The following is a 23,443-nucleotide window of genomic DNA, read 5'->3' as shown; positions in this document are numbered from 1 at the left end:
CTGTGCTAATAGAGTCACAATTACAAGATTTATGAGCAAATTGAAACAACTAGGTATAATTAGTTTTGATGCTCAAAAACACATGATCTTGAAAGATTTTAGTTAATTAGAACTTACGCAAAAGTCATAGAATTACGTCATTACGAGCGTAAAGCCTTCTCCTAGCGGAGACGCTGCGCGAACGGCATAGCGGTTGCCGCAGACTAGACTAGGGTAGCAACCTAATCGCCTCAAACTCTGTGATTGCTTCCCTAAACTGCATTCTGGTCGCAATGACAAATTTTGCTTGCGTAAGTCTTGTTAATTACAAGAAGCTTGTAATAGCAATTCAAAAAATATTTACGCCAGATATATTGGCTGTAGACAATATCATTTTACTTTTTAAATGAAATAAATACATCGGTGGGGGTTTAAAGCAGTAAACACCTATAATATAAGTAGAACGGTGTGGAAAAACAAAACTATGTTAAGAAAAATCAAATAGGCTTAAACCTTCTTCGCTTCTGCCTCATCCCAACGATAAATATTCACGCCGACTACGTATAATTAAGTTGAGGAGTATTGTACTGTTTCAGTAAATTATTTGTTAATTTGATTTGGTAAGAGAGTATTAGATATTTATTAACCAATTCCCAATTCCTTTTTACTTTGCTTTAACTGCTTCCAAAGTTCTTTTATCTGGCTGTAGGCTTCTTCTGGAGAGAGTTTTCCTGCTGTTTCTAAAACGCTAATATAGCCAACTTTCTGAGCAAATTCTTGGAGGTTAGCATTAAAAGTAAGGCTTTCAGGTTTGAATGAACCATAATAGCGATTGTAAGGATAGATAAATCTGTCAAGCTCTTCGCGATTAATCTGTGTCATTAATACACTCCTGATAAATTTTCGATGGGCTGAAAAACATTATTAATTAACTATTAGTACTAGCTCAAATAACCTAAATTCGTCTCACCTACTGCCAAAAAATATTTCTACAAATAAGTACTCACCATATACAGATTATTGATTAATGAATCACTTAATAATAATTTGCTTGTTAAAAGAGGTTAATTAGAAATAGCAAAGGATGTTGCCTCTTCAAAATCTATCTTTTATTGATTGTTATATAAATACTTCATTAGAACTATTTAAAGTAAATAAAAGCTGTAATAGATGATACGTAGAAAATTATTTATTAGTTAGATAGAAGGACAGTTTTTTCTTATGTTCTAGTTTATACAGTAGATTCTAAATAGTTCTTAGACCCTGGCTTGAAAATGGGGAACAGGGAAATAAAGATTTTCATGCCTAGGTTGTGGGATTTTCCCGTAAATGACTTGCTTGAAGAACGTTCTAGAATGATTCTTTAGCTCTAACAATAACTTCCTCACACTAACCGGAATATGGTGTGAATAATCTGTATTAGTAATATGAGGAGGTAAAAGCAGCATTTTGTCAATAAAATTAAACTATTCTTCAGAATTAATTAGATGACTTTGTGGAAATTGTTGGCATGGTTTATGCAAACAAGGTAATTGCTGATAACAGTTTAGTAAGCTGCATATAAACAAATTTTTCAGCACAAATACTTAAAAAACTATTGGTGCTTGCCAATATTTTTACTAAGTTATATTCCGTGGGATGAATGCAAAAATCCTTAAGGTCAATTTTGAAGTTTAGAGTTTAGCAATCTTCCTGGCTATATATTTCTTAATAAAAAAGAATTTAAAGATGATTTTTCCGGATTTGTAATCCAGCCAACATAGTATTTATGCACTAAAATATTAAAATTGTGTTAAGGATCACGAATTTAGTCAATACACGTGTTTGAGCAGCTTAGGAAAATCTCTAACTTTAGACCGATGTTATAAACACAACCCAAATTGTATTTCTAGATGTCAAGTACATATATTCAAAATTACCTAAGCACAAACTATCCAGCTTAAAGAAACCCTTGTTCTCAACCAAGTTCATCTCTACGCAATAAAAAATTAATTAAAATTTAATATTTTTTTGGCATAATGAGTACATTTACCGAAAACTACACAGAGAAATGGCATGAAAACTGAAACAGCAAATTTACCTAGTTCTATGGCTAATAATCTGAAAGTTACTAGTATTGCAATCTTTTTTATCAGTATTACCCTGATAATCCCTAAAACAGCTAATACTACAGCAGCTTTTAGCAGTGTAACTGTGAATAGCTTCAGCACTAGTAACGAAAGCTTAACCACATCTAAGGCTAATTCTCAGGATTTACAAAAGCCTTATACACCACCTAATTATGGTGGACCTGACAGTCAGCATGGTAGTGGTACTCGCTAAACAATTCAAATTTATAAGAAATTAGGAAGAGCAAGAATTTACGCTAGAAATCCTTGGACAATTAAACGGTATAAGTTTGGCTAAGTAATAAGTGAACACTGTAATACCCCTAGCAATAGCATTTTCTTTTAAGATCGCTACAGATAGACAGCAGGGGAACAGGGAAAAATTTTTAGCAGCAATTAAGATACTTGATATAAGCAGTTAAAATCCTTGATTAAATATTCCTGGGGGATTATTAAGAGTTTAAAATCGGGGATTTCCACCAATGGTTTTTTTGTACAAGGGTGTGAGCTTGCCAATCAAAGTCTGTTTCAGGATAATCTAAGCGGTAGTGTCCGCCTCGGCTTTCAGTTCTAAAAACAGCACTTTTAAGAATTAAATCAGCTACATCAAGCAAATTACGAGTTTCTGCCCAGAGTCGCAATTGCCGTTCTACATCTGGTAGTTCTAAACGAGCTGGTTCTGCTGGATTTAAAGAAAGGAGAAATTGGCTCAATGTTAAGGCAGCGAAATCTTGCTGCCAAGATTCAACAGTGGTAATCGCCGCCTCTAATCCTGATTGCGATCGACAAATACCAGCGCTTTGCCAAACTAAACGGGGTAACTTCTGTCGTAGTGTTTCTAGTTGTGCTTGCTGCCTGTGCCACTCGCCAACATCACTATGAAATTGTCGTAATGGCAGCATTGGCAAATCTGAATGCAACTCATCAGCAGGCAAATCAATATTAGCCATCTGTGCGCCAAATACAATACATTCTAAAAGAGAATTGCTTGCTAAACGATTTGCCCCATGCACTCCAGTACTAGCGGTTTCTCCTACAGCGTACAAGCCAGAAATATTTGTACGATTCATCAAATCTGCAACAATTCCACCCATCCAGTAATGGGCAGCGGGGGCAACAGGAATTGGTTCTGTAAAGACATCAATACCCCAATGTTGACAAACTTTAATGATATTGGGAAAGCGATGCCGAATCTTCTCTGGTGGGATGGGGCGCATATCTAACCAGACATGGGCAGTGGCCGGATCAGCTGCTGTACGTTGCAAATGGCTAAAAATTGCTCTACTGACTACATCACGAGGTGCAAGTTCACCCGCAGGATGATAGTCAAAGGCGAAACGCCGCCCCTCCTTGTCAACGAGATGTGCCCCCTCGCCGCGCACAGCTTCACTGATGAGAAAGCGATCGGCACCTTGTTTTGTTAAAGCAGTGGGGTGAAATTGGATAAATTCCAAGTCGCGGAGGATAGCCCCAGCACGGGCAGCGATCGCTACTCCATCACCAGTACTAACAGCGGGGTTAGTAGTTTGAGCGAATACCTGGCCCCCGCCACCGGTTGCCAGTACCACCGCCCTAGCCCTGATCCAGCGGATTTCGCCTTGATAAAATAAGCTAATTCCTTGACAGCGATTACTTTGTGGTTCCATCCATAAACTCAAAGCTAAAGCTTGCTGGATGACTTGAATGTTTTGGCGTCGCAGTACTTGGGCGGTGAGGGTGGTGGTGACTTCTCTACCTGTGGTGTCGGCAGCATGGAGAACGCGGTTGCGAGAATGAGCAGCTTCTAAAGTTAAGGCTAAAGCATTACCATGACGGTCAAAAGCAACTCCCAAATTGACCAGAGATTGAATGCAGCTTGGGGCATTTTGGGCCAGGAATTCTACAGCAGCTCGATCGCACAGTCCAGCCCCGGCGCGGATTGTATCATCAATGTGTAACGAAGGAGAATCTTCAGGGGCGACGGCGGCAGCAATACCACCTTGTGCCCAATCACTAGCAGATAAAGAAACTGTTTCTTTGGTAATTAAACCGACTCGCAATGACTCTGGTAGACAAAGTGCCGTATACAGTCCTGCGGCACCTGCACCAACTACTAAGACATCAAATTGGCTAGGAATATCTATTTGAGGCAAGGTTATAGATTTAGGGGGGAAGGGGGAGAAGAGGAGAGGGGGAGAAGGGGAGGGGGGATATATTGTCCCCGATCTCCTTGCCATACCCATCTCTAATCAAAAAGTGCCACTCCCTCAGAGAAGGAGTAGGCCATTATTCACTAAAGATAACTGCAAATACAGTTATCTATAGATACCGTTGTTAAAGCGATCGTCTCCCTCGTTGAAGGCAGGTTCTAGTTCTGTCACTGTAAATTTCTCTAAATTGGCTTGCAAAGTTTGTTTTTGGCGATCGCTCAATCCTGGAAGACTCAAGACATCCTCTACCTTTTGGTAAGGAGCATTCTTGATAATTTTTTTAGCTAGAGTAGGATACAAACCTGGATATTGTTGAAAAGCGCGGACGTTGGTATTGTTCAAATCAATTTTTTTACCAAATTCCGTTCCTAGCTTGGCGTCTGCCCGATTCTGCCCAACTGCTAGAACTGGGACTTGGGGAAAAGTCAGACTATTGAAACTGGCAGCTTGGGCTATCTGAGTTGTTCCCAGCCATCCCCAACAACCAAGCAACAAGCTAAACACTGTTAATAAACGCACCAATCCTTTCACGATTTTTCTACCTCTTTCCATCAAACTGAAATAAAAGTTTTAAGCCAGGAGCATTCAGCACTCAACAGTCCACACTCAACAGCCAATAGTCTAGACTATTGACCATTATTGGGAAGGTGATAGCTGTTTGCTTAATCAACACACAGCAGTCATCAGAAACTAATATACAGCTTATTAATATCCACAATATTTACTGTTACTGGGTTTGACTACACTTTTGTAAAAAGTTTTTTAAAGTAGTACTTGCACGAGTACAAGCAGAGGTGGTGAACTTGATGTTCTGAGTCTGTGTTTCTCCTACTTTTTGCGTCTTTGCGTTGGTCACTATCCATCAATAATTTAGTTTGGCAGACCTACTAGCCATGTTGTTGCAAAAATAACCGCACTGTAGACTCAGTATCAACAGCGCGAGTAGTTATTGACTATTTCCTTTTAGCTGCTGTTAAGGTTTTTGGGTAGCGATCGCTAGTTTTGCTCCTTGGACTTGCCGTACTCGATCCATAACCGCTACTACTTGACCGTGTCCTATTTTTTCATCAGCATTAATAATCACTAATGCTTCTGGATTAGCACCAACCAAATTACGTACTTGCTCTGTTAAAGCATCAATGGTAGTTGGCTTGCGGTTCAAGCTCACCAGTCCTTTTTCATCTACTGTAATGGTGATTTTAGTAGGAATTTGCTGTTGTTTAGCCGATGTTGCTTTTGGCAAATTCACTGGCAAACCTTCACTGCGGGTGAGAAACAGCGTTGACATGATAAAAAAGGTCAAAATTGCAAATATCACATCAATCATCGGCACAATATTAATTTGTGGCGGTAAGTCTGGTTCATCTTGTAGCCGCATATGCGATCTCTCCTCGTTCATAGCGACGACGATAAAGCAATTCCAACTGTCCGCCATATTCTTGGATAAATGCCATTTGGCGAATGTACAGTCCCCGAAATGTATTGGCAAATAACAGCACAAATATAGCAACTACCAACCCTGATGCAGTTGAAACTAAAGCTTCACTAATACCACTGGTAACACCTACTGTTCTTGTACCACCCACATCTCCGAGGTTTAGGGAAGCAAAAGAAGTAATTAATCCTAAGACAGTTCCCAGTAATCCTAGTAGGGGTGCAAGGCTGATGATTGTCTCAAATATTGTATTGAATCGCTTCAGCACAGGTATTTCCGCTTGAGCTTCACTTTCTAGTGCTAGGCGAAACTCTTCAGGAGTTGGTTGCTCAAGTTCTAAAGCCGAAAGAAATATGCGTGCGATCGGTAAATTGGCATTTTTTTGCAGTTTCTCCAAAGCACCCACAACGTTATCGAGACGGTAAAGATTGAGCGCATCTCGCACTACACGGTTTTGACGACGATTAATTGCATACCAAAAACGAATCCGCTCAATAATTAAGGCGATCGCTAGCACGCTAAACCCTAATAGCGGCCACATCACCACACCGCCTGCCGTAAAAAGTTTATTGATTTCCATGTACTGTTTCTTAACCAATCAACAACCCACAGCCAGACTACCGATTTATCTCAACTAACCGATAGACTTTCTCAACAAAAAATAAAATGAATGAGATATAGATGTCAAGTTTTTCTCCTTTTATTGATATTTATTATCGAATCTTGAAAGCGAGGAGAGCATTAAAATCATTGATTTGCTGGTTTTTGAGATTGTTGTGTAAATAAAAAAAGCTAATTTTTTATTGCTTGACTTTTGCCACTTAGCGGCGTAATCTAACAAAATTAATGCTAATTACTTGCAAATATTATGAGTTTTTCCAGTATCGCTGTGGCACAGCGAGAAAAAGAAGCTGAGGCTTTGAAGTCTTTTTTGGCTTTCAGTCTGGTTGGTTCACTAATCCTGCATGTAGGTGTACTAGCCTCTGGGATTGCTAATCTGTTGACTAGAGTGCCGGAACTAGAACAGGAGCCTATTGAATTGACCCTCGTTGAGCCAACAGCGTTGGAAATACCACCAGAACAGGCAAAACCTTCACCAGAACAAGATTCTCCTGGTGGTAGTATTCTTAGTGGTGGAGGTGGTGGAGGCTCTAGTGGCGGTGGATCTGGTGGTATTGGTATTCAAACTGTACCTAAATCTCAAGCCTCAACCTCTGGACTAACGCAACCACATAAGTTTGTTGATAACTCCAAGCCAACTGTGGCAAAGCTACCAGAGCAACGGATAGAACAACCAAAATCACCAGCTAGTAAGCCACAAGAGCTTACTGAATCAGAAAAGCCAGTTGAAAAGACCACGCCTGATTTCTCCCAGCGTCCTGCTCCTATTGCAGCTAACACCTCTAAGTCATCTGTTGGAGTAGAACAAAGTAGTGAAAAGTTGAAAGATTTATTGAGCGGCATTAGAGATTTAAGAGCAAGCCAAGGAAGTTCTCAAAGTAGTGGAAATAGTACTGGAGATTCAAATAACTCAGCAGGTGGTAGTACTGGCTCCTCTGTTGCACTTGACAATGGTAGCGGCAATGGCTCAGGTAACGGTATTGGCAATGGTATCGGCAATGGCTCAGGTAACGGTACTGGCAATGGTAGCGGCAATGGCTCAGGTAACGGTACTGGCAATGGTATCGGCAATGGCTCAGGAACAGGTAAGCCAGTAGCAACAGCGCCAACATCTCCAAAATTACCTGAAAATCGCGATCGCGATTCCAATGGTTCAGCTAATGGTCGAGCAGCTTGCCGTGAATGTCGTACTAAGTACCCAGAAGCAGCTAGACGGCGAGGTATTGAAGGCAGGGTAGAGGTAGCTGTTGATACTGATTACAACGGCAATGTCACAAATGTGCGGATTGCACGCTCTAGTGGGAATCGTGACTTGGACGAAGAAACCCTTAGACAAGCCCGTGAGTGGAAATTAAAACCTGCGACTGGTGGACGGCAAGGTGTATCAATAGCAACTGAATTTGCTATTCAAGGTTCTCGGCGTCACCGTGAAGTTCAAGAACGTAAAAGACAAACAGAAGCAGCATCAAGAAATCAACAAGCAGCAGCTTCTGATACTACTTCCAATGAGGATACGTCAAGACGTAGGCGGCGAGTTGTAACATCAACAAACACAGAAAATATCGGGGAAACCACTACAGAAAATAGAAGCAGAGACAGGCGATCGCCTACACCCTCTGTACAGACAACAGATACTCGAATTAGTCGTCGGTTGCGTCTTCCTAGAACAGAAACAGCCCCATCTTCTGCAAATAGGACATCTGATAGTCAAAGAAGTTTAAGAGAATCTCTTCAGCGGCGTGAGAATGTAGCTAATACTTCACAATCACAATCCCAACCTACTAAAAATAGACGGCGGCGGCGAACACAGCAATCTACATCTCCTAGTCAAAGCAAATTGATAGAGTCTTTACGCCGTTCTAGTCAGCCATCTTTGCCACCTGCTAGTGGAAATAACAGTCAGTGAGCCGTAGAAACAGAAAACAAAATTTATCAGAACAACCACGCGATCGCACTCTATGAATTAGAGATTAGGAGAGTGCGATCGCCCTTTGCCCAACTCATCAAGTTTTTACACCAAAACCGCAGCTAATAAAAATAAGCTATCTACCAAAATTGTACTTAAAACTGCACCACTAAAGGCATACCAATGTCTTTGTTTGTAGCGTAAAGGTAAAACTCCTACTGTCAACAGTGCTGAGGCGAGAATTACTGCCCAGGCTTGTCCCCAAGGTGTTTGAACTTGAATGACCGCAGTTTGTAAAATTGGTGCAACATTCTCAGGTTCCGCCTGCATAATTTGCCGCCAATAGGGCATTAAATCTACTAAATAAAAATACACATCAGTTAAGACTGTACCAAGTAAAGAACCTAAATAAAACCAGTTACCGACTCTGCCCCAATTCCGCACCAAACACCAACAGGCAAAGGGTAGGCCGATAGACTCTACTGGCAAATGCCATAGAGGTTCCCAACGTAACCAGCCCCAGTAAATTGCTCCGGCTAGCCAACTCCAGCTAAAACCCAACAGCAAATCACCCCAGACATAAGTAGCAGGACGTGACATTAAGGTAAAACTCAGCCATACCCACAATCCTGTTATTGCCAAACTTAAACTTGGCAGCGATCGCACCAGTGGCGCTTCTACAAACACTGGTACAGATACTAAAAACACCGCCGCTGCTAACACTAACCAAACTTTGGATGAAGCTGGAGATATTGGTAAATTTGGAGATTGGGAGAGTGTAGATTCCAATTCACTTATGCCTTTGTGCCCAGTGTTAATGGAATGCAACTTAGTATCTATAGAGGCGTTAGAAGTACTGTAGGAAGACAATGTATTATTAATCAATGTTTTTAATAATTGTTACTAAACTTTATTTTACTTAAGATAACACATACAAAAATCCCCCCCGGGGGCATATTTATCTTACCTTGTTTTTCCCTAGATTGTTAGATTTTGCCTATAAAAAGGGAACATACTGAGCTTATGTTGGTCGGTCACACCAAATTTAAAAGATTGTAGTCAAGGCTTCATCTATTTCTGAGAAACTCTAGCTATTGTCAGCCACTTTCTGAATCGGACGGTGATGAAGAGTCATGAGTACCGAGTGCTGAGTGCTGAGTTAAAAGACCGCCATGCCACTTGACGGCAGTTGCTTTAAGTCGGGAAACCGCCCTACCCTGCGGGAACCCTCTTTGAGGGAACGGCTCCGCCGAACAGCGAACGGGTGACGCTCGTTCGTCGCTAACGCCACTTTGCCTACCCTTACGAGAAGCCCTTCGGGTTCGGGGGTTCACAATCGAGGAGAACCGCCAAGACGGCAAGTGGACACACCAAAATGGAGGCTGCTTCACCGCAGTAGCTTCACAAGGGGCGGGCATCTACCAAGTACATCAGCATTGAGGGTGGTAAATTAATGGCGCGCCTTTTTGGGGATAAATGACAGCCCGAATCTTTCTTAGTTATTTTCCTGGCAAGTTCCCCTGGTAGGTGTTTGTGTAATTGGTTGTAATGTCAGCGATCGCAGGTAAACTAATGGCTCTATTAAAACGTCAATGGTTCGTAATTTTAAGCGCGGCGTCTGCTACTGTCTCAGTTGCCGCATTTCCAATACAAGTTCTCAGTGCCCAGCCTAACCCAGTAGGTAATGGGGTGCAACAAATGAATATTGTGCAAGCGATTATTTTAGGCTTCGTACAAGGAATCACAGAATTCTTACCGATTAGTAGCACAGCCCATTTAAAAGTTGTGCCTGTAGTTTTAGGTTGGGGCGATCCTGGGGTAGCTTTTACAGCAATTATTCAGCTGGGTAGTATTGCAGCAGTGCTGTGGTACTTCTGGCAAGATTTGATGCGAATTGTTCAGGGATCGGCAACAGCGATCGCTCGCAAAGATTACAATAACTACGACTTACGGTTGGCGTTGGGCATTATCTTAGGGACATTGCCCATTATCTTCTTTGGGCTGTTAATCAAAAAGTTTATTCCCGATTTTGATAATTCTCCCATCAGAAGCTTAGGTGCGATCGCTGTTGCTTCTATAGTTATGTCGCTACTACTGGGATTGGCTGAACAACTAGGTAAGCGTCAACGCAACTTTGAAAAACTGACAATGAACGATGGGTTATTGATGGGTTTGGCTCAATGTTTAGCATTAATCCCTGGCGTATCTCGTTCTGGTTCTACCTTAACAGGGGGTTTATTTATGGGATTAGAACGGGAAACCGCAGCCAGGTTTTCCTTTTTGCTAGGCATCCCCGCCATTACCCTAGCCGGACTAGTTGAGTTAAAAGATGTTTTAGGAGAAGGATTAAGTAGCACCGCAATACTTCCCTTAGTTGTTGGAGTGATTTCTGCTGCAATATTTTCATATATTGCGATCGCTGCGTTGCTACGCTTCCTCAAAACTCAGAGTACCTGGGTATTTATTTGGTATCGATTGGCATTTGGTGTATTAATACTGGCGGCGATTAGTGCTGGTTTGTTGAAGAATAGTTAATAGTCCCAAGTCAAGAGTCCAAAGTCAACAGTCCAAACCATTGATTGATCATTGACTCTTGATCTTTGACTCCTGACTCTTGACTTCTGACCCATGAGTACAATTCGTCCGGCTCGAATTAGCAAAGTATTACCCGATTCTATCGCCGCGGAAATCGGCTTTGAAGCGGGGGATGCGATCGTTGCTATCAACGGTACATCTCCCCGTGATTTAATTGATTATCAATATTTATGTGCTGATGAGGTTCTAGAACTAGAAGTTTTAGATGCTGCTGGCAAAACCCATCACCTGGAAATTGAAAAAGACTATGACGAAGACTTAGGGCTAGAATTTGAAACTGCTCTATTCGATGCTTTGATTCAGTGCAATAATCACTGCCCATTTTGCTTTATTGACCAACAACCACCAGGTAAGCGTTCTAGTCTGTACTTTAAAGATGACGATTACCGTCTGAGCTTTTTATATGGCTCCTATTTAACTCTGACAAATTTACCGGAACGAGAATGGCAGCGAATTGAACAAATGCGTCTGTCTCCTTTGTATGTTTCTGTCCACGCTACAGAACCCGAAGTCAGAACTAGATTGCTAAAAAATCCCCGTGCTGGACAAATTTTGCAACAACTGAAGTGGTTCCAAGCTAGAAGGCTGCAAATTCACGCTCAGGTAGTCGTTTGTCCCGGTATCAATGATGGAGTACATCTGGAACAAACACTCCGAGATTTAGCGTCATTTTATACTGGTGAGGTGCCAACAGTCGCATCAGTGGCTGTAGTCCCAGTGGGTTTAACCAGGTTTCGTCCCGAACAAGATGAACTGATTCCAGTAACACCAAAGAAAGCTCAAGAAGTGATTTCTCAAGTGCGATCGCTCTCTTTAGAATTTCGTCAACAGTTCGGTTCAAGCATTGTTTGGTTAGCCGATGAATGGTTTTTAATTGCAGGAGAAGAATTGCCTAGCGAAGCTGAATATGAAGAATATCCCCAAATCGATAATGGCGTTGGTTCCATTCGGTTGTTTCTCAAGCAATTTGCCACTGCTGCCAAATCATTACCAACCAAAATATCTCCCAATAAAAAATTAACTTGGGTAGTTGGTAATGCAGTAGAGAAAGCATTTCAACCAATTCTTCAACAGTTAAATGCTGTGGCGGGTTTGGAAGTAAATATGTGTGCTTTATCTAGCGATTACTGGGGACAGAATATTACCGTTACAGGCTTATTAACAGGGCACGATCTACTTTTAAATTTACAAGGGCAAGATTTAGGTGATGGAATTTTGCTGCCAAATGTCATGCTTAAACATGGTGAATTGATATTTTTAGATGATATGAGTATTGAAGAGGTCGCTAGCAAGCTGGGAACAAATATCTTCCCCATAGCAGGAATTGAAGAATTAATCAATACCTGTATTGCTTAAAAGATGCTCAGTCGAAATTCAAAAGTCAAGAGTATAAAAAACAACTAATGACAGTTGATTTTTGAACACCAGTACTCTGCAAGAAGCCCTTCTGGTTCAGCAGTCGCTCATGGCAGAAAACCCCTGCTACCCGTCGCTGCTTCACCGCCCTCCGGGCGTCTACGCTCAACAGGGGAACCCCTGCACGCGACTGTCTTCTGTTGACAAATAACTAATTAAGTAAGGAGTGAGGAGTGAAGAATCAGGAAAACCGCATTACCAAATTACAGCTAAAAATTAAAAAAGCCGGATTCTTCATTTTTAATTTGCAATTTCTACTATTAAATGGTCTTGGGATTTTACCAGCTATAGCCGCCGATGAAGAGCCTGTATTGAGCATAGTATATAGCCAAGATAATACTAATCAATGGACAGGAATCACAAACCGCTTGCAAGCAGCTGGGGTGAAGTATTGCGTGATTCCTTTAGATGCCGTCAGGAGTTCAGCCGATTGGGGCGATCGCCGGGTATTATTTTTGCCCAATGTAGAGACATTGACACCAACACAAGCGATCGCTCTAGAAGAATGGATGAGTAAAGGCGGGCGCTTGATTGCCAGCGGTCCTGTAGGTAGTTTGTCAGCACCAGGTGTGCGCCAGTTATTGCGGACGCTTTTAGGCGGTTACTGGGGATTCAGCCTTGGTGATACACAACAGCTGCAACCAGCAAAAACCAAGCTGCCACAGGAATGGAGCAACCAAGACCAACTGTTTGGGAAAGTGCATGGTGGTGTGGTGATACCTGATAACTTGAGCGCACCAGCTGCTGTTTGGAATGCCAAAGATAATCCAGCCGCAGTTGTGACAACCGATCATTCCACCTTTTTGGGGTGGCGCTGGGGTGTAGATGCAGTTGCGGCAGCAGATGTAGATAATGCTTGGTTAAAAGCCTCATTAGAGCGTCATACAAAATTGCCGCCCAGTGCTAGTCGAAAAATTGAAGGTGGTTCACCAGCCTGCTCTACTTCAGTGGCAGTTGCATCCACAACTCCTAAGCCACAACCACCCTTATCCCCAACTATTTTACAAGCCATAACACCAAAACTTCCTCCTCAAAACACACAACGTACTGTCAACTCAAAACCCAAAACTCAGCAATTACCAACCGCGATCGCCACTGCTCCCCAACCCAGACCACTCGTAAATGTTACACCCCAAAATCCACAGGAGCCGATTGACCAACTAGAGCAAGCGGTGCGTTTGGATGTTGTACCCAACTCTAATGCGCCGATTGGTAGCGATGAAGCGATCGCTCTCCAGCAGGAGCTAGAACATCTTATTGGTCGAGTCGAAAGTGCCCATTTAGCTGCCGCAGTTTCCGCCTCTGGTGGCGATGAAGACAGAGCGAGCAACACCCAAGCTCTGAAAGTGGATCGTGCCAACTTAATCGCTAGCAGATCTGGTGTTCAAATCCCCGACACCACGCAAGCGATCGCCAAGGCCAGGGAAATTGCTAAAAACTTACCTCAGTTAGTTGCCCAAAAAAACTATGCTCTGGCCCGTCAGCAGTGGCTAACAGCCAAGGCGAGTTTATGGAAACAGTTTCCCCTCGATCGCAAATTAGCTCAACCTGAAATCCGCTCGGTGTGGTTAGATCGAGGGACAATTGTCCGTGCAGGTAGCGAACAAGGACTTGCCCAAGTTTTTGACCGCCTGGCACAAGCTGGGATTAACACTGTATTTTTTGAAACCGTTAACGCCAGTTATCCCATTTATCCCAGCCAAGTTGCGCCCCAGCAAAACCCATTAATTCGTGGCTGGGACCCATTGGCAGCAGCAGTCAAATTAGCTCATGCCAGGGGTATGGAGTTACATGCTTGGGTTTGGGTTTTCGCCGCTGGCAATCAGCGCCACAATGAGGTCATTAACGTCAAGGCTGATTATCCTGGCCCAGTCCTGGCCGCTCATCCCGATTGGGCAAACTACGATAATCGTGGCAACATGATTCCTGCTGGTCAAACTAAACCGTTCTTCGATCAAGCTAATCCCGAATTGCGCCAATACTTACTCAAGCTTTACGAAGAAATTGTTACTCGCTATCAAGTAGATGGTCTTCAGTTAGACTACATTCGCTATCCCTTTCAAGACCCAGCCGCAGGTCGAATTTATGGCTACGGTAAAGCAGCAAGAGCGCAGTTTCAGCAACTTACAGGCGTAGATCCATTGAAGATTTCCCCAAGCGATCGCGATCTGTGGCAAAAATGGACAGCATTCCGTAGCGAGCAAGTTGATAGTTTTGTCGCCCAACTTTCACAACAGTTACGACAAAAACGACCAAATTTAATTTTGTCAGTTGCTGTATTTCCCCTACCAGAATTAGAACGCATTCAGAAGATTCAACAGCATTGGGAAGTTTGGGCTAGACGAGGAGATATAGATTTAATTGTTCCCATGACTTATGCCTTGGATACTCCTCGCTTCCAACGTCTGGCACAACCTTGGATTGCTTCTACAAAATTAGGAGCAACTTTATTAGTACCAGGAATTCGCTTGCTTTCCTTGCCAGCAGTCGGAGCCTTCGATCAATTGCAATTAGTTAGGGACTTACCAGTAAGTGGTTTCGCACTTTTTGCGGCAGAAAACTTGAACAATGAGTTACACAAACTCTTTAGTAATACCCAAGGCAAGGTGCAATCCACAACGAGCGAACCAATTCCTCACCGCCAACCTTTTCAAACTGCTGCTGTCCGTTATACTACCTTACAACGTGAATGGAAATTGATTTTGCAAAACGACCAAATGCGGATGCCTGCAACAACAATTTCTGAGTTTAACAATCAAGCACAAGTTTTACAAAGTGCTTTAAATCAACTTGCAACCTCGCCTTCTGCTAGTAAGTTCATCACAGCAAGAGCCTCCCTAACTCGCTTCCAAACTCAATTTAGAACTTGGATGAGCCAAGAGGCTATAGAAAATCCTTATCAAGTCAAAGTTTGGGAAAATCGTCTGGCAACTATTGAAAGGTTATTGCGTTACGGCGAACGGCGCGTACTGTCGCGTCCTTAAGGGGAGGTAGAAGAAGCCACAAGGCAGAACCTTCTTGGAAAATGGGGCAATGGGCATTGGAAACCCTCCCTCAGTGCTGTCTCATCTTGTCCCTTTTTCATTATTAATAGTAATATTTTACATAGGATAATTATAAGTACCGAACTGTTCTTGTTAGTTTTAATTCTGAGTAATATTAAGTCTGACTAGTGATGATAAAAATCTGAAAGTTTTTGCTCCACAAGCCTCTGCGGTACTAATGATAATTCTGGAAATGGGCGAGATAGAATAACCTGTAGTTAAGACCTAATTGGACATTAAACTTATTATCTAAATGATTATGCATGTTATAATATATTGTTTTGGAGATTTCTTCTCAAAAAGTCATTAGACAGAGTAAGAAGAAGATTTTATATATGAAAAAAATCCAGTATTTATCCTCTCGCAATCATTATGCACTAACGAAAAAATATTAGAAGTATAGACAACAGTTTGCTTTAAATAACAATTTTTTAATTACAGCTATACTCAACATCTATGCAAGCCATACCGCAAATTCTGTGGCTAAAATGCTTAAAGTCAGTTATTGACTTTTCGCCGTTGACGGTTGAGCCGGAAACATTGTTGTTAGATGCGATCGCCCTGATAGCAAAGCAAGGCAAAAGCACTTTAGTCGGATCGGCTAGGCAGATGGTTGGGTGGTTGACAGAGAAAGATGTAGTCAGACTTGTAGCTTCAGAGATTGACCTCAAAACCACAAAAATTTCTGAAGTTATGCATCCTCTAACAATTAAGCCAAAGCTGTCTGAACTTAACGACCTAGCAACAGTGCTTTCTCTATTGCACCAATCTCAATCGGGTTTGCTTGCTGTGGTAGATGAGCCAGGTTTACTGATTGGTGCAATCACCTTAGATAGCATTTATCAACTGTTGCAGCAACAAGCACAGGAGGAAAGCACAGATCAATTCAAGCCAATTGAGGAACAACTACATTTGCTAGAATCAGCGATCGCAAATGTTAACGATGCGATTTTGATTACGGAAGCTGAGGCACTGGATGAACCATTAGGTCCGCAGATAGTGTATGCCAATATAGCTTTTACCCAGATGTGCGGCTACAGCTTGAGCGAAGTAATTGGCAAAACACCCCGTATTTTACAGGGTAAGGAAACTTCTCGGACTGAACTAGCAAAAATTCGGGCAGCGCTTCAAAATGGCTCACCAATCTGCACACAATTAATTAATTACAAGAAAAATGGCTCGACTTACTGTGTAGATTTGAAACAATTCCCGATCGCAGATAAAGCAGGGAAAATCACACATTTTGTATCTATTCAACGGGAGATTACCAAACTCAAAGGTAATCAAAAGTCTTTTCAGTGGAATGAAGAGATCGGTGAAAGCAAGCAGGCACAAAAAGTTTTAGAAAAAAGCGAAGAGTGTGTAACAGCAGTTGCTCGATGGCAGAGCGAACAGCTTTATCAAAGTATAGCGACAATCTCACCTGTAGGAATTTTTTGCACAGATGATCTAGGAAATAGCCTCTACGTCAACGAGCGCTGGTGCGAAATGACAGGATTGACAAAAGACCAAGCTTTAGGATTACACTGGTTAGCAGCGATTCATCCCGAAGACCGAGAACGGGTGCAGACAGAATGGTCTCAAGCTGTGGCGCAAAAACTACCATTTCGTTCAGAATATCGCTATCAGCGTCCTGATCGCAGTGAAGTTTGGGTTTTTGGTCAAGCAGTTGCAGAGCGAACAGATACAGGAGAAATAGTCGCTTATGTGGGTACAGTTACCGACATTAGCCAACAGCAAGCAGCCCTACGCGATCGCAAACTTGCACTTGAAGCACTCAAAGATAGCGAACAAAGATTTCGCAAGCTAGTAGAAGCTAGTAGCGACTTAATTTGGGAAGTGGACGAACAAGGTACTTATACTTATGTCAGCCCTAAAGTAAGTGATATTTTGGGCTACGAACCTGAGGAAGTGCTAGGAAAAAGCCCCCTTGAGTTTATGCCATTGGATAGGCGAGAGGTTCTAGCGAAAGACTTTGCGGCGATTTTCATTACACCTCAAGCATTTCAATGTCTAGAGAACATCCAGATGCATCAAAATGGGCATTTAGTTTGGCTGGAAACTAGTGGTGTTCCCATCCTTGACTCTGAAGGTAAATTCCTTGGGTATCGCGGTATGAGCCGAGACATTACCCAGCGCCAACAAGCAGAAACATCATTGCGAAACACTCAACAGCAGCTACAAGCTATTTTAGATAATTCCTCGGCTGTGATTTATGTAGTAGATGCTCAAAATAAATACTTATTGATCAACAAACAGTATGAACAACTATTCAATATTAAGCAAGAGCAAATATTTGGCAAAAGTATTGATGAGATTTGGAGTCAGGATACTGCCGAGCATTTTGCAATTAATAACTACCAGGTAATTACAAGTAATATCGCCATAGAAGCTGAGGAAATCGTTCCCCATGCAGATGGGTTACATACTTATTTATCGATCAAGTTTCCTTTAAAAGATGCTAATGGTATACCTTATGCAATTGGTGGCATTTCTACCGATATTACCGAGCGCAAATTAGTTGAAGAGTCACTATTACGCTTTCGTAAAGCTATTGAAAGTACAAGTGATGCCATTTGTATGGGCAACATCTTGGGTGAAACTATTTACGTCAATCCAGCATTTGTCAAACTGTATGATTACACTTTGAAGGAACTCCGGGCTGCTGGAGGAGGAATTGCGATTTTCAAGTATCCAGCAGAGTTTGAACAAGTACTAAATACTATTAAAAGTGGTAATTCCTGGCGAGGCGAAGTGACAATGCAAACTCGCAGTGGCAGGCTTTCGCAAGTATACTTATGCGCCGACGCCTTTAAGGATGCCACAGGGAAAGTTTTGGGAACTGTTTGTATTCATACTGATATTACCCAACGCAAACTCGTAGAAGAAAGTTTAAGACTGCGCGATCGCGCGATCGCTGCGAGTAGCAATGGCATTATTATTGCTGATGCCAGCATCCTCAACGGGCCAATTATCTACGTTAATTCTGCTTATGAGCGCATGACTGGTTACTGTGCAGCAGAAGTTATTGGGCAAAGTTTTTGTTTGTTCCAAAATGATGAGATTAGTCCACAAGAGTTACAACAACTCAATGCAGCGATGCAAGCAGGTAAAGACTGTACCGTTATTCTCCGCAACTACCGCAAAGATGGCAGAGTTTTGTGGAATGAGTTAAACATTTCTCCTGTTTATGACGTTGCTGGCACACTTACCCATTACATAGGCATTCAAACAGATATTACTGAACGTAAGCAAGCAGAAACGGCACTGGTTGTCAGCCAACAACGACTGCAATATTTACTTTCTTCTACCCCTGCTGTCATCTATACCTGTAAGCCATCAGGAGATTTTGGTACCACTTTCATCAGCGAAAATGTCAAGGCAATGATTGGTTATGAAGCCAGTAAATTTATTGAAGATTCGGGTTTTTGGGCTAAACATATCCACCCCGACGATGTGGCTGATGTTTTTGCCGAACTTACACAGGGAGTAGATCAAGGTCACTACACTTTGAATTACCGCTTCTTGCACCAAGACGGTAACTATCGTTGGGTCTATGATACAGGCTCTTTAATCCAAGATGAAGCTGGTAACTTAGTGGAATTTGTCGGTTACTGGGCAGATATCACAGAGCACAAGCAATTAGAACAAGAGCTAATAATAGCACTTGAGAAAGAAAAAGAACTCAACGATCTAAAATCTCGTTTTATCTCGATGACTTCCCATGAATTCCGCACGCCCTTGAGTACTATCCTTTCTTCGGCAGAGTTACTAGAACATTACCAGCATAAATGGACTGAAGAAAAACAACTTATTCATCTGCGCCGTATTCAAACTGCTGTCAATCGCATGACGGAAATGTTGAACGATGTTTTGTTTATCAGCAAGGCAGAGGCGGGAATACTAGACTATAAACCAACATCCTTCGATTTGGTTGAATACTGCTGTCGCTTGGTGGAAGAAATTGAGTTAGATATCAACCATCAGCGGCTAATTTCTTTTAGCAGCCAAAGAGAAGTTATGCCATGTTTTATGGATGAAAAATTGCTGGGACATATTCTTAGTAACTTACTCTCGAATGCAATCAAGTATTCCCCATCTGATAGCAATGTTGAGTTGACTTTGACTTGTCACTATGACCAAGCAATATTTGAAATTCAAGACCAGGGAATTGGAATTCCTGCTGAAGACCTACCCCATCTATTTGAATCATTTCATCGAGCCAGTAATGTAGGGAATATCCTCGGTACTGGATTAGGATTGGCAATTGTGAAAAAATGTGTTCATATTCACCAGGGTGAAATATCTGTCTTCACTATATTGGGAGTTGGAACAAAGTTCACAGTCACTCTGCCATTAAATAACCAAATACAATCCGGTGGGAATTATGACAAAAATTTTAGTAATTGAAGATGAAGAATTAGTTAGAGAAAACCTTTTAGATTTACTAGAAGCTGAGGATTTTCAGACTATTGCTGCTGCTAATGGCAAGATCGGGTTAAATTTAGCATTCTCTGAAATTCCCGATTTAATTTTGTGCGATATGATGATGCCAGAAATTGATGGTTATGGCGTCTTAACAACATTACGCCAAGACCCATTAACAGCTACAATTCCTTTCATTTTTTTAACTGCAAAATCGGCAAAAGCTGACTTTCGCCAAGGTATGGATTTAGGAGCGGATGACTACCTGACTAAGCCATTTACGCGTGCTGAATTATTAAGTGCAATTGTCAACCGTTTAGAAAAACAGACTACCTTAAAAAAGCATTTATTATCAACTCAGCCTGCTAATATGGCATTCTCACCAAAAATGCAGTTGTTAGAAATCTATTTACATCGAGTAGTTAAAGAAAATAAATTTGAAGAATTTGATTTGTATTATCAACCAATTATAGATATTGCCTCTGGCAAGATAATTGCAGCCGAAAGTTTATTGCGGTGGCAAAGCCCTGAAATAGGCTCAGTTCCTGCATTAGAATTTATGCAGCTGGCCGAATCTACGGGTTTAATTTTACCTATTGAAAAATGGGTATTCACAAGTATCTGCGAACAAATTTACATTTGGCAGGATAATCTCGATTTGTTGTCTTTGACTATTAATGTTAATGTTTCTGGCAGTCAATTTTACTCTTCAGATTTCATCGAAGAGATATCTGCACTGTTTATTAATAATAAATTGGCACCAGAACGTCTAGAAATCGAACTCAGTGAAAGCATAATTATGCAAAACATAAATAATGCGATCGCCACCATGAGTAAATTACGCTCTCTGGGTGTAAAAATTGCTCTTGATGATTTTGGTATTGGTTATGCTTCTTTAACTAACCTCAAAGAATTACCAGTTAATACCTTAAAAATAGGCAGATATTACATTCATAATGTAGACACAAACTCTGAGAAATCAGACCTCACAAAAGCCGTAATTCAAATGGCTCACAGGCTAAATTTACGAGTAGTCGCTGAAGGTGTAGATACAGAAGCAGAACTTGATTATTTACGCCAATATAACTGTGATGCTATGCAAGGTTTTCTTTTAAGTCGTCCATTACCAGCAGCAGAACTAGAAAATTTTTTTTGAATGACAACAGCTTATTTATTATGAAAAGCTTGGGCATTGCTCTACAAGGCAAAATATTGTGTAGCAATGCCATAAGCTAGTTGGGTATGTAGAATTGGCTGACTGGATACTATTATAAATAGCTAGTCTTAGTGATTGTGTTATGTTTTTGGTATAAGTTAATGTATAAATTGTATAACTTGTATACGAATAGCCAAATCTGTATATAGTTTTTTGTTAAGACAATGGCAAAGCGATCGCTCCAAGCATCTGTAGAAGGTATTAGAAAAGCCAAACTGGCGTTTAAGCGCAAAGGCTGGACGCAAGAATATTTGGCTGCGACTGTTGGTTTAGAAACTCGTCAGCCTATTTGGAAGTTTTTCACTGGAAAACCTATTGATCGTCAAGCTTTTAATGAGATTTGCTTAGTTTTAGACTTAGACCCAACAGAAATCTTTCAAAAGACTACCGAAGATGAATTAATTTCTTTAGAGAAGCCTGCACAGTTGACTTTGGATATTAATAGTTTAGTAGGAAAGTTACGGTCAATTCAGTATGAAAAAATTCAAGCCCAGTGCGGTACTTTGCATATTTTAGATATTGCCCAGCCTGTTAGTTTAAATGAACTTTATGTTGATGTTAATATTTTGGAGGAAATGAACAGTAAAACATGGATAGATATTAATAATTTACAAAAATGTGATAATGATAAATTTGACAGATTTGGCTTAGGTAAAGTCCGTCAAAAGCGGGTTGCTGGACTAGAAGCAGTTTTACAATATTCTAAGCTGATGGTGTTAGGAAAACCAGGCTCTGGTAAGACTACATTCTTGCAGTCAATTGCTATTAGCTGTAATCAAGGATTTTTTCAATCAGATTGTCTGCCGATTTTTATCAATTTGAAAAATCTGGCTGAAGATACTAGACAATCAACCCAAACAAACTTAGTAAATTACATTTATAATTATTTTTTTAATTTTGATATAAGTGAACAGCAAATTTTGGCAATATTTTCTCAAGGTAAAGCTTTAATTTTATTAGACGCTTTAGATGAAGTTACCGAACCAGATAGTGAAAGAATTATCAAAAATATCCGGCAATTTATTGAAATTTTCCCAAAAAATCGAGTTATTATTACTTGCCGTATCGCTGCTCAACATTATAGATTTCATGGATTTACTGAAGTAGAAATTGCTGATTTTACTAAATTACAAATTGTCACTTTTGCATACAAATGGTTTATAGCAGTTGCCAAAAAGACTCCAGCTAAAGCACAGGCATTGGCACATAAGTTTATGAAAAAATTGGAACTGCCAGAAAATTCTCCAATTCTCGAATTAGCCTCTACACCCATTTTGTTGAATCTCACCTGTTTGTTATTTCAGTTTATAGAAGATTTTCCCTCTCAACGTGCTGAACTATATAAACAAGGATTAGACTTATTACTGGTACGCTGGGATGAAGCAAGGGGCGTTAAACGAGATCATATTTATCGCAATTTATCGCTACTACAAAAAATTAAGTTGCTAAGTCGTGTGGCAGCAATTAGTTTTGCTCAAGGAGATTACTTCTTGCCAGAAAATAAAATGCGGCAACTCATTACTGGTTATTTATCTCATCTTCCTCAAGCAACAAATGATGCCGATGCTTTGGAATTAGAAAGTGCGGCTGTGTTAAAAGCCATTGAAGCTCAACATGGATTATTGATTGAAAGAGCTAGAGGAATTTATTCTTTTTCCCATTTGACTTTTCAAGAATATTTCACAGCTAGAGAAATTTTTGCTAATGCTAATACTCAAACATTACATGAACTAGTTACTCATATTAATGAAGAACGTTGGCGGGAAATATTTTTACTCAGCGTAGGGATGTTACAGCCTGCTGATGATTTGTTGCAGTTAATGAAGCAACAAACAGATACTTTAATAACTAGAAATGAAAAATTGCAAGCTTTTCTCAATTGGGTAGGGGAAAAATCTTGTGCAGTCAATCAATCCTATCATCCAGCTAGTGTACGTGCCTTTTACTTTACTATTGCCCTCCCTCCAGATCATTCTCTAGCCCGCAACCAAATTTTTGCTCTATCTTTAGATCGGCGGCTAGCTGGGAATTTGTCTATTGATTTAGCCTTAGATTTGGCTCTGACTCATGCCCTTGCTGTCAGCTTGACTATGACTGCTGAGATATTTTTCCAACGCTTGTTTACTTTGAGTTTAGCCTTAGACTTAGAACATCTGCTGAAGGATCAGCCATCTTTAAAAACGTCACTACAAGATTTGAAAAATCAGTTACCCTCGCAGCATCAAACTAGGGAAACGCTAAAACTTTGGTGGCAAACTTATGGAGAAGCTTGGATTAATAAATTGCGGACTCTGATGATCTGTTATCGCCAAATTGGTCATGCTTGGAATTTTAATCAAAAAGATTGGCAAGAATTACAACAGTATTGGTATGCCAATCAACTACTACTAGATTGCCTCAATAGTGCTGTTGCTATCACTCCTAATGTGCGAGAGTCAATAGAGAATAGTTTGCTTTTTGGTTAATAATTATTTGTCAATTGGTCATTTATTAAGAAGGCAAGAGTCAA

The 23,443-nt window shown here is 40.9% G+C and carries 15 protein-coding genes; 8 read left to right on the top strand and 7 right to left on the bottom strand.

Annotated features, from left to right (window positions below):
• Positions 1 to 621: 621 nt before the first annotated feature.
• A complete protein-coding gene (locus BV375_RS16045; protein WP_086762135.1) occupies positions 622 to 861 on the bottom strand; it encodes a hypothetical protein in 240 nt (79 codons plus the stop codon).
• Between the two features lie 1,173 nt (positions 862 to 2,034).
• On the opposite strand from BV375_RS16045, the gene BV375_RS16040 reads away from it, so the two are divergent.
• Positions 2,035 to 2,301, top strand: a complete 267-nt coding sequence (locus BV375_RS16040; RefSeq protein ID WP_208099133.1) for a hypothetical protein — start codon at positions 2,035 to 2,037, stop codon at positions 2,299 to 2,301.
• Positions 2,302 to 2,539: 238 nt separating this feature from the next.
• Here the strand turns inward: BV375_RS16040 and nadB are convergent, their stop codons facing one another.
• From nadB to BV375_RS16020, 4 genes are all read right to left on the bottom strand, one after another.
• Positions 2,540 to 4,219, bottom strand: coding sequence for an L-aspartate oxidase (gene nadB, locus BV375_RS16035; RefSeq protein WP_086762133.1), 1,680 nt, complete (start codon positions 4,217 to 4,219; stop codon positions 2,540 to 2,542).
• A 162-nt stretch (positions 4,220 to 4,381) separates the two neighbouring features.
• Positions 4,382 to 4,807 (bottom strand): photosystem II complex extrinsic protein PsbU, encoded by a 426-nt coding sequence (psbU, locus tag BV375_RS16030; protein WP_086762162.1) that lies wholly within the window; start codon positions 4,805 to 4,807, stop codon positions 4,382 to 4,384.
• Positions 4,808 to 5,249: 442 nt separating this feature from the next.
• The gene (locus BV375_RS16025; RefSeq protein WP_086762131.1) at positions 5,250 to 5,654 is read right to left on the bottom strand and encodes a biopolymer transporter ExbD; all 405 of its coding nucleotides are present in this window, start codon (positions 5,652 to 5,654) and stop codon (positions 5,250 to 5,252) included.
• A complete protein-coding gene (locus BV375_RS16020; RefSeq protein ID WP_086762129.1) occupies positions 5,638 to 6,291 on the bottom strand; it encodes a MotA/TolQ/ExbB proton channel family protein in 654 nt (217 codons plus the stop codon). Before BV375_RS16020 ends, BV375_RS16025 begins: the two co-directional genes overlap by 17 nt.
• 288 nt (positions 6,292 to 6,579) lie before the next feature.
• Between BV375_RS16020 and BV375_RS16015 the strand changes: the two genes are divergently transcribed.
• Entirely contained in the window at positions 6,580 to 8,238 is a 1,659-nt protein-coding gene (locus BV375_RS16015) for an energy transducer TonB (RefSeq protein WP_086762127.1), read from the top strand.
• A 105-nt stretch (positions 8,239 to 8,343) separates the two neighbouring features.
• On the opposite strand, the gene BV375_RS16010 is transcribed toward BV375_RS16015, so the two are convergent.
• Positions 8,344 to 9,123: a DUF3120 domain-containing protein gene (locus BV375_RS16010; RefSeq protein WP_208099132.1), complete on the bottom strand. Its 780-nt coding sequence runs from the start codon at positions 9,121 to 9,123 to the stop codon at positions 8,344 to 8,346.
• Positions 9,124 to 9,335: 212 nt separating this feature from the next.
• Positions 9,336 to 9,656 carry a hypothetical protein gene (locus tag BV375_RS36020; RefSeq protein ID WP_134075875.1) on the bottom strand — a complete coding sequence of 107 codons (321 nt, stop codon included), beginning with the start codon at positions 9,654 to 9,656 and terminating at the stop codon, positions 9,336 to 9,338.
• A 154-nt stretch (positions 9,657 to 9,810) separates the two neighbouring features.
• Here BV375_RS36020 and BV375_RS16005 point away from each other — a divergent pair, with 154 nt between their 5' ends.
• From BV375_RS16005 to BV375_RS15980, 6 genes are all read left to right on the top strand, one after another.
• A complete protein-coding gene (locus BV375_RS16005) occupies positions 9,811 to 10,773 on the top strand; it encodes an undecaprenyl-diphosphate phosphatase (protein ID WP_086762159.1) in 963 nt (320 codons plus the stop codon).
• A gap of 93 nt (positions 10,774 to 10,866) precedes the next feature.
• Complete coding sequence (locus BV375_RS16000) at positions 10,867 to 12,189, top strand: TIGR03279 family radical SAM protein (protein WP_086762125.1); 1,323 nt, start codon at positions 10,867 to 10,869, stop codon at positions 12,187 to 12,189.
• A gap of 233 nt (positions 12,190 to 12,422) precedes the next feature.
• On the top strand, positions 12,423 to 15,233 hold the full coding sequence (locus BV375_RS15995; protein WP_086762123.1) for a family 10 glycosylhydrolase: 2,811 nt from the start codon (positions 12,423 to 12,425) through the stop codon (positions 15,231 to 15,233).
• A 516-nt stretch (positions 15,234 to 15,749) separates the two neighbouring features.
• Positions 15,750 to 19,703, top strand: coding sequence for a PAS domain S-box protein (locus tag BV375_RS15990; protein ID WP_086762121.1), 3,954 nt, complete (start codon positions 15,750 to 15,752; stop codon positions 19,701 to 19,703).
• Entirely contained in the window at positions 19,681 to 20,874 is a 1,194-nt protein-coding gene (locus tag BV375_RS15985) for an EAL domain-containing response regulator (protein WP_086762119.1), read from the top strand. The genes BV375_RS15990 and BV375_RS15985 overlap by 23 nt, the downstream gene beginning before the upstream one ends.
• Before the next feature lie 224 nt (positions 20,875 to 21,098).
• The gene (locus BV375_RS15980) at positions 21,099 to 23,399 is read left to right on the top strand and encodes an NACHT domain-containing NTPase (RefSeq protein WP_086762117.1); all 2,301 of its coding nucleotides are present in this window, start codon (positions 21,099 to 21,101) and stop codon (positions 23,397 to 23,399) included.
• Positions 23,400 to 23,443 lie beyond the last annotated feature (44 nt).

Origin of the sequence: Nostoc sp. 106C, from assembly GCF_002154725.1 — a bacterium.
In the GTDB taxonomy this organism is placed as follows: domain Bacteria; phylum Cyanobacteriota; class Cyanobacteriia; order Cyanobacteriales; family Nostocaceae; genus Aulosira.
The sequence above is the reverse complement of the archived record's forward strand: the minus strand, read 5'-3'. Positions and strand labels throughout refer to the sequence as shown.

Bases quoted from the DNA above. Each gene is read 5' to 3' on its own strand.
- BV375_RS16025 (WP_086762131.1), bottom strand. From the start codon at position 5,654: ATGCGGCTACAAGATGAACCAGACTTACCGCCACAAATTAATATTGTG.
- BV375_RS15980 (WP_086762117.1), top strand. From the start codon at position 21,099: ATGGCAAAGCGATCGCTCCAAGCATCTGTAGAAGGTATTAGAAAAGCC.
- BV375_RS36020 (WP_134075875.1), bottom strand. From the start codon at position 9,656: ATGCCCGCCCCTTGTGAAGCTACTGCGGTGAAGCAGCCTCCATTTTGG.
- BV375_RS16045 (WP_086762135.1), bottom strand. From the start codon at position 861: ATGACACAGATTAATCGCGAAGAGCTTGACAGATTTATCTATCCTTAC.
- BV375_RS16015 (WP_086762127.1), top strand. From the start codon at position 6,580: ATGAGTTTTTCCAGTATCGCTGTGGCACAGCGAGAAAAAGAAGCTGAG.
- BV375_RS15985 (WP_086762119.1), top strand. From the start codon at position 19,681: ATGACAAAAATTTTAGTAATTGAAGATGAAGAATTAGTTAGAGAAAAC.
- BV375_RS16020 (WP_086762129.1), bottom strand. From the start codon at position 6,291: ATGGAAATCAATAAACTTTTTACGGCAGGCGGTGTGGTGATGTGGCCG.
- BV375_RS16040 (WP_208099133.1), top strand. From the start codon at position 2,035: ATGAAAACTGAAACAGCAAATTTACCTAGTTCTATGGCTAATAATCTG.
- BV375_RS15990 (WP_086762121.1), top strand. From the start codon at position 15,750: ATGCAAGCCATACCGCAAATTCTGTGGCTAAAATGCTTAAAGTCAGTT.
- BV375_RS16005 (WP_086762159.1), top strand. From the start codon at position 9,811: ATGGCTCTATTAAAACGTCAATGGTTCGTAATTTTAAGCGCGGCGTCT.
- BV375_RS16000 (WP_086762125.1), top strand. From the start codon at position 10,867: ATGAGTACAATTCGTCCGGCTCGAATTAGCAAAGTATTACCCGATTCT.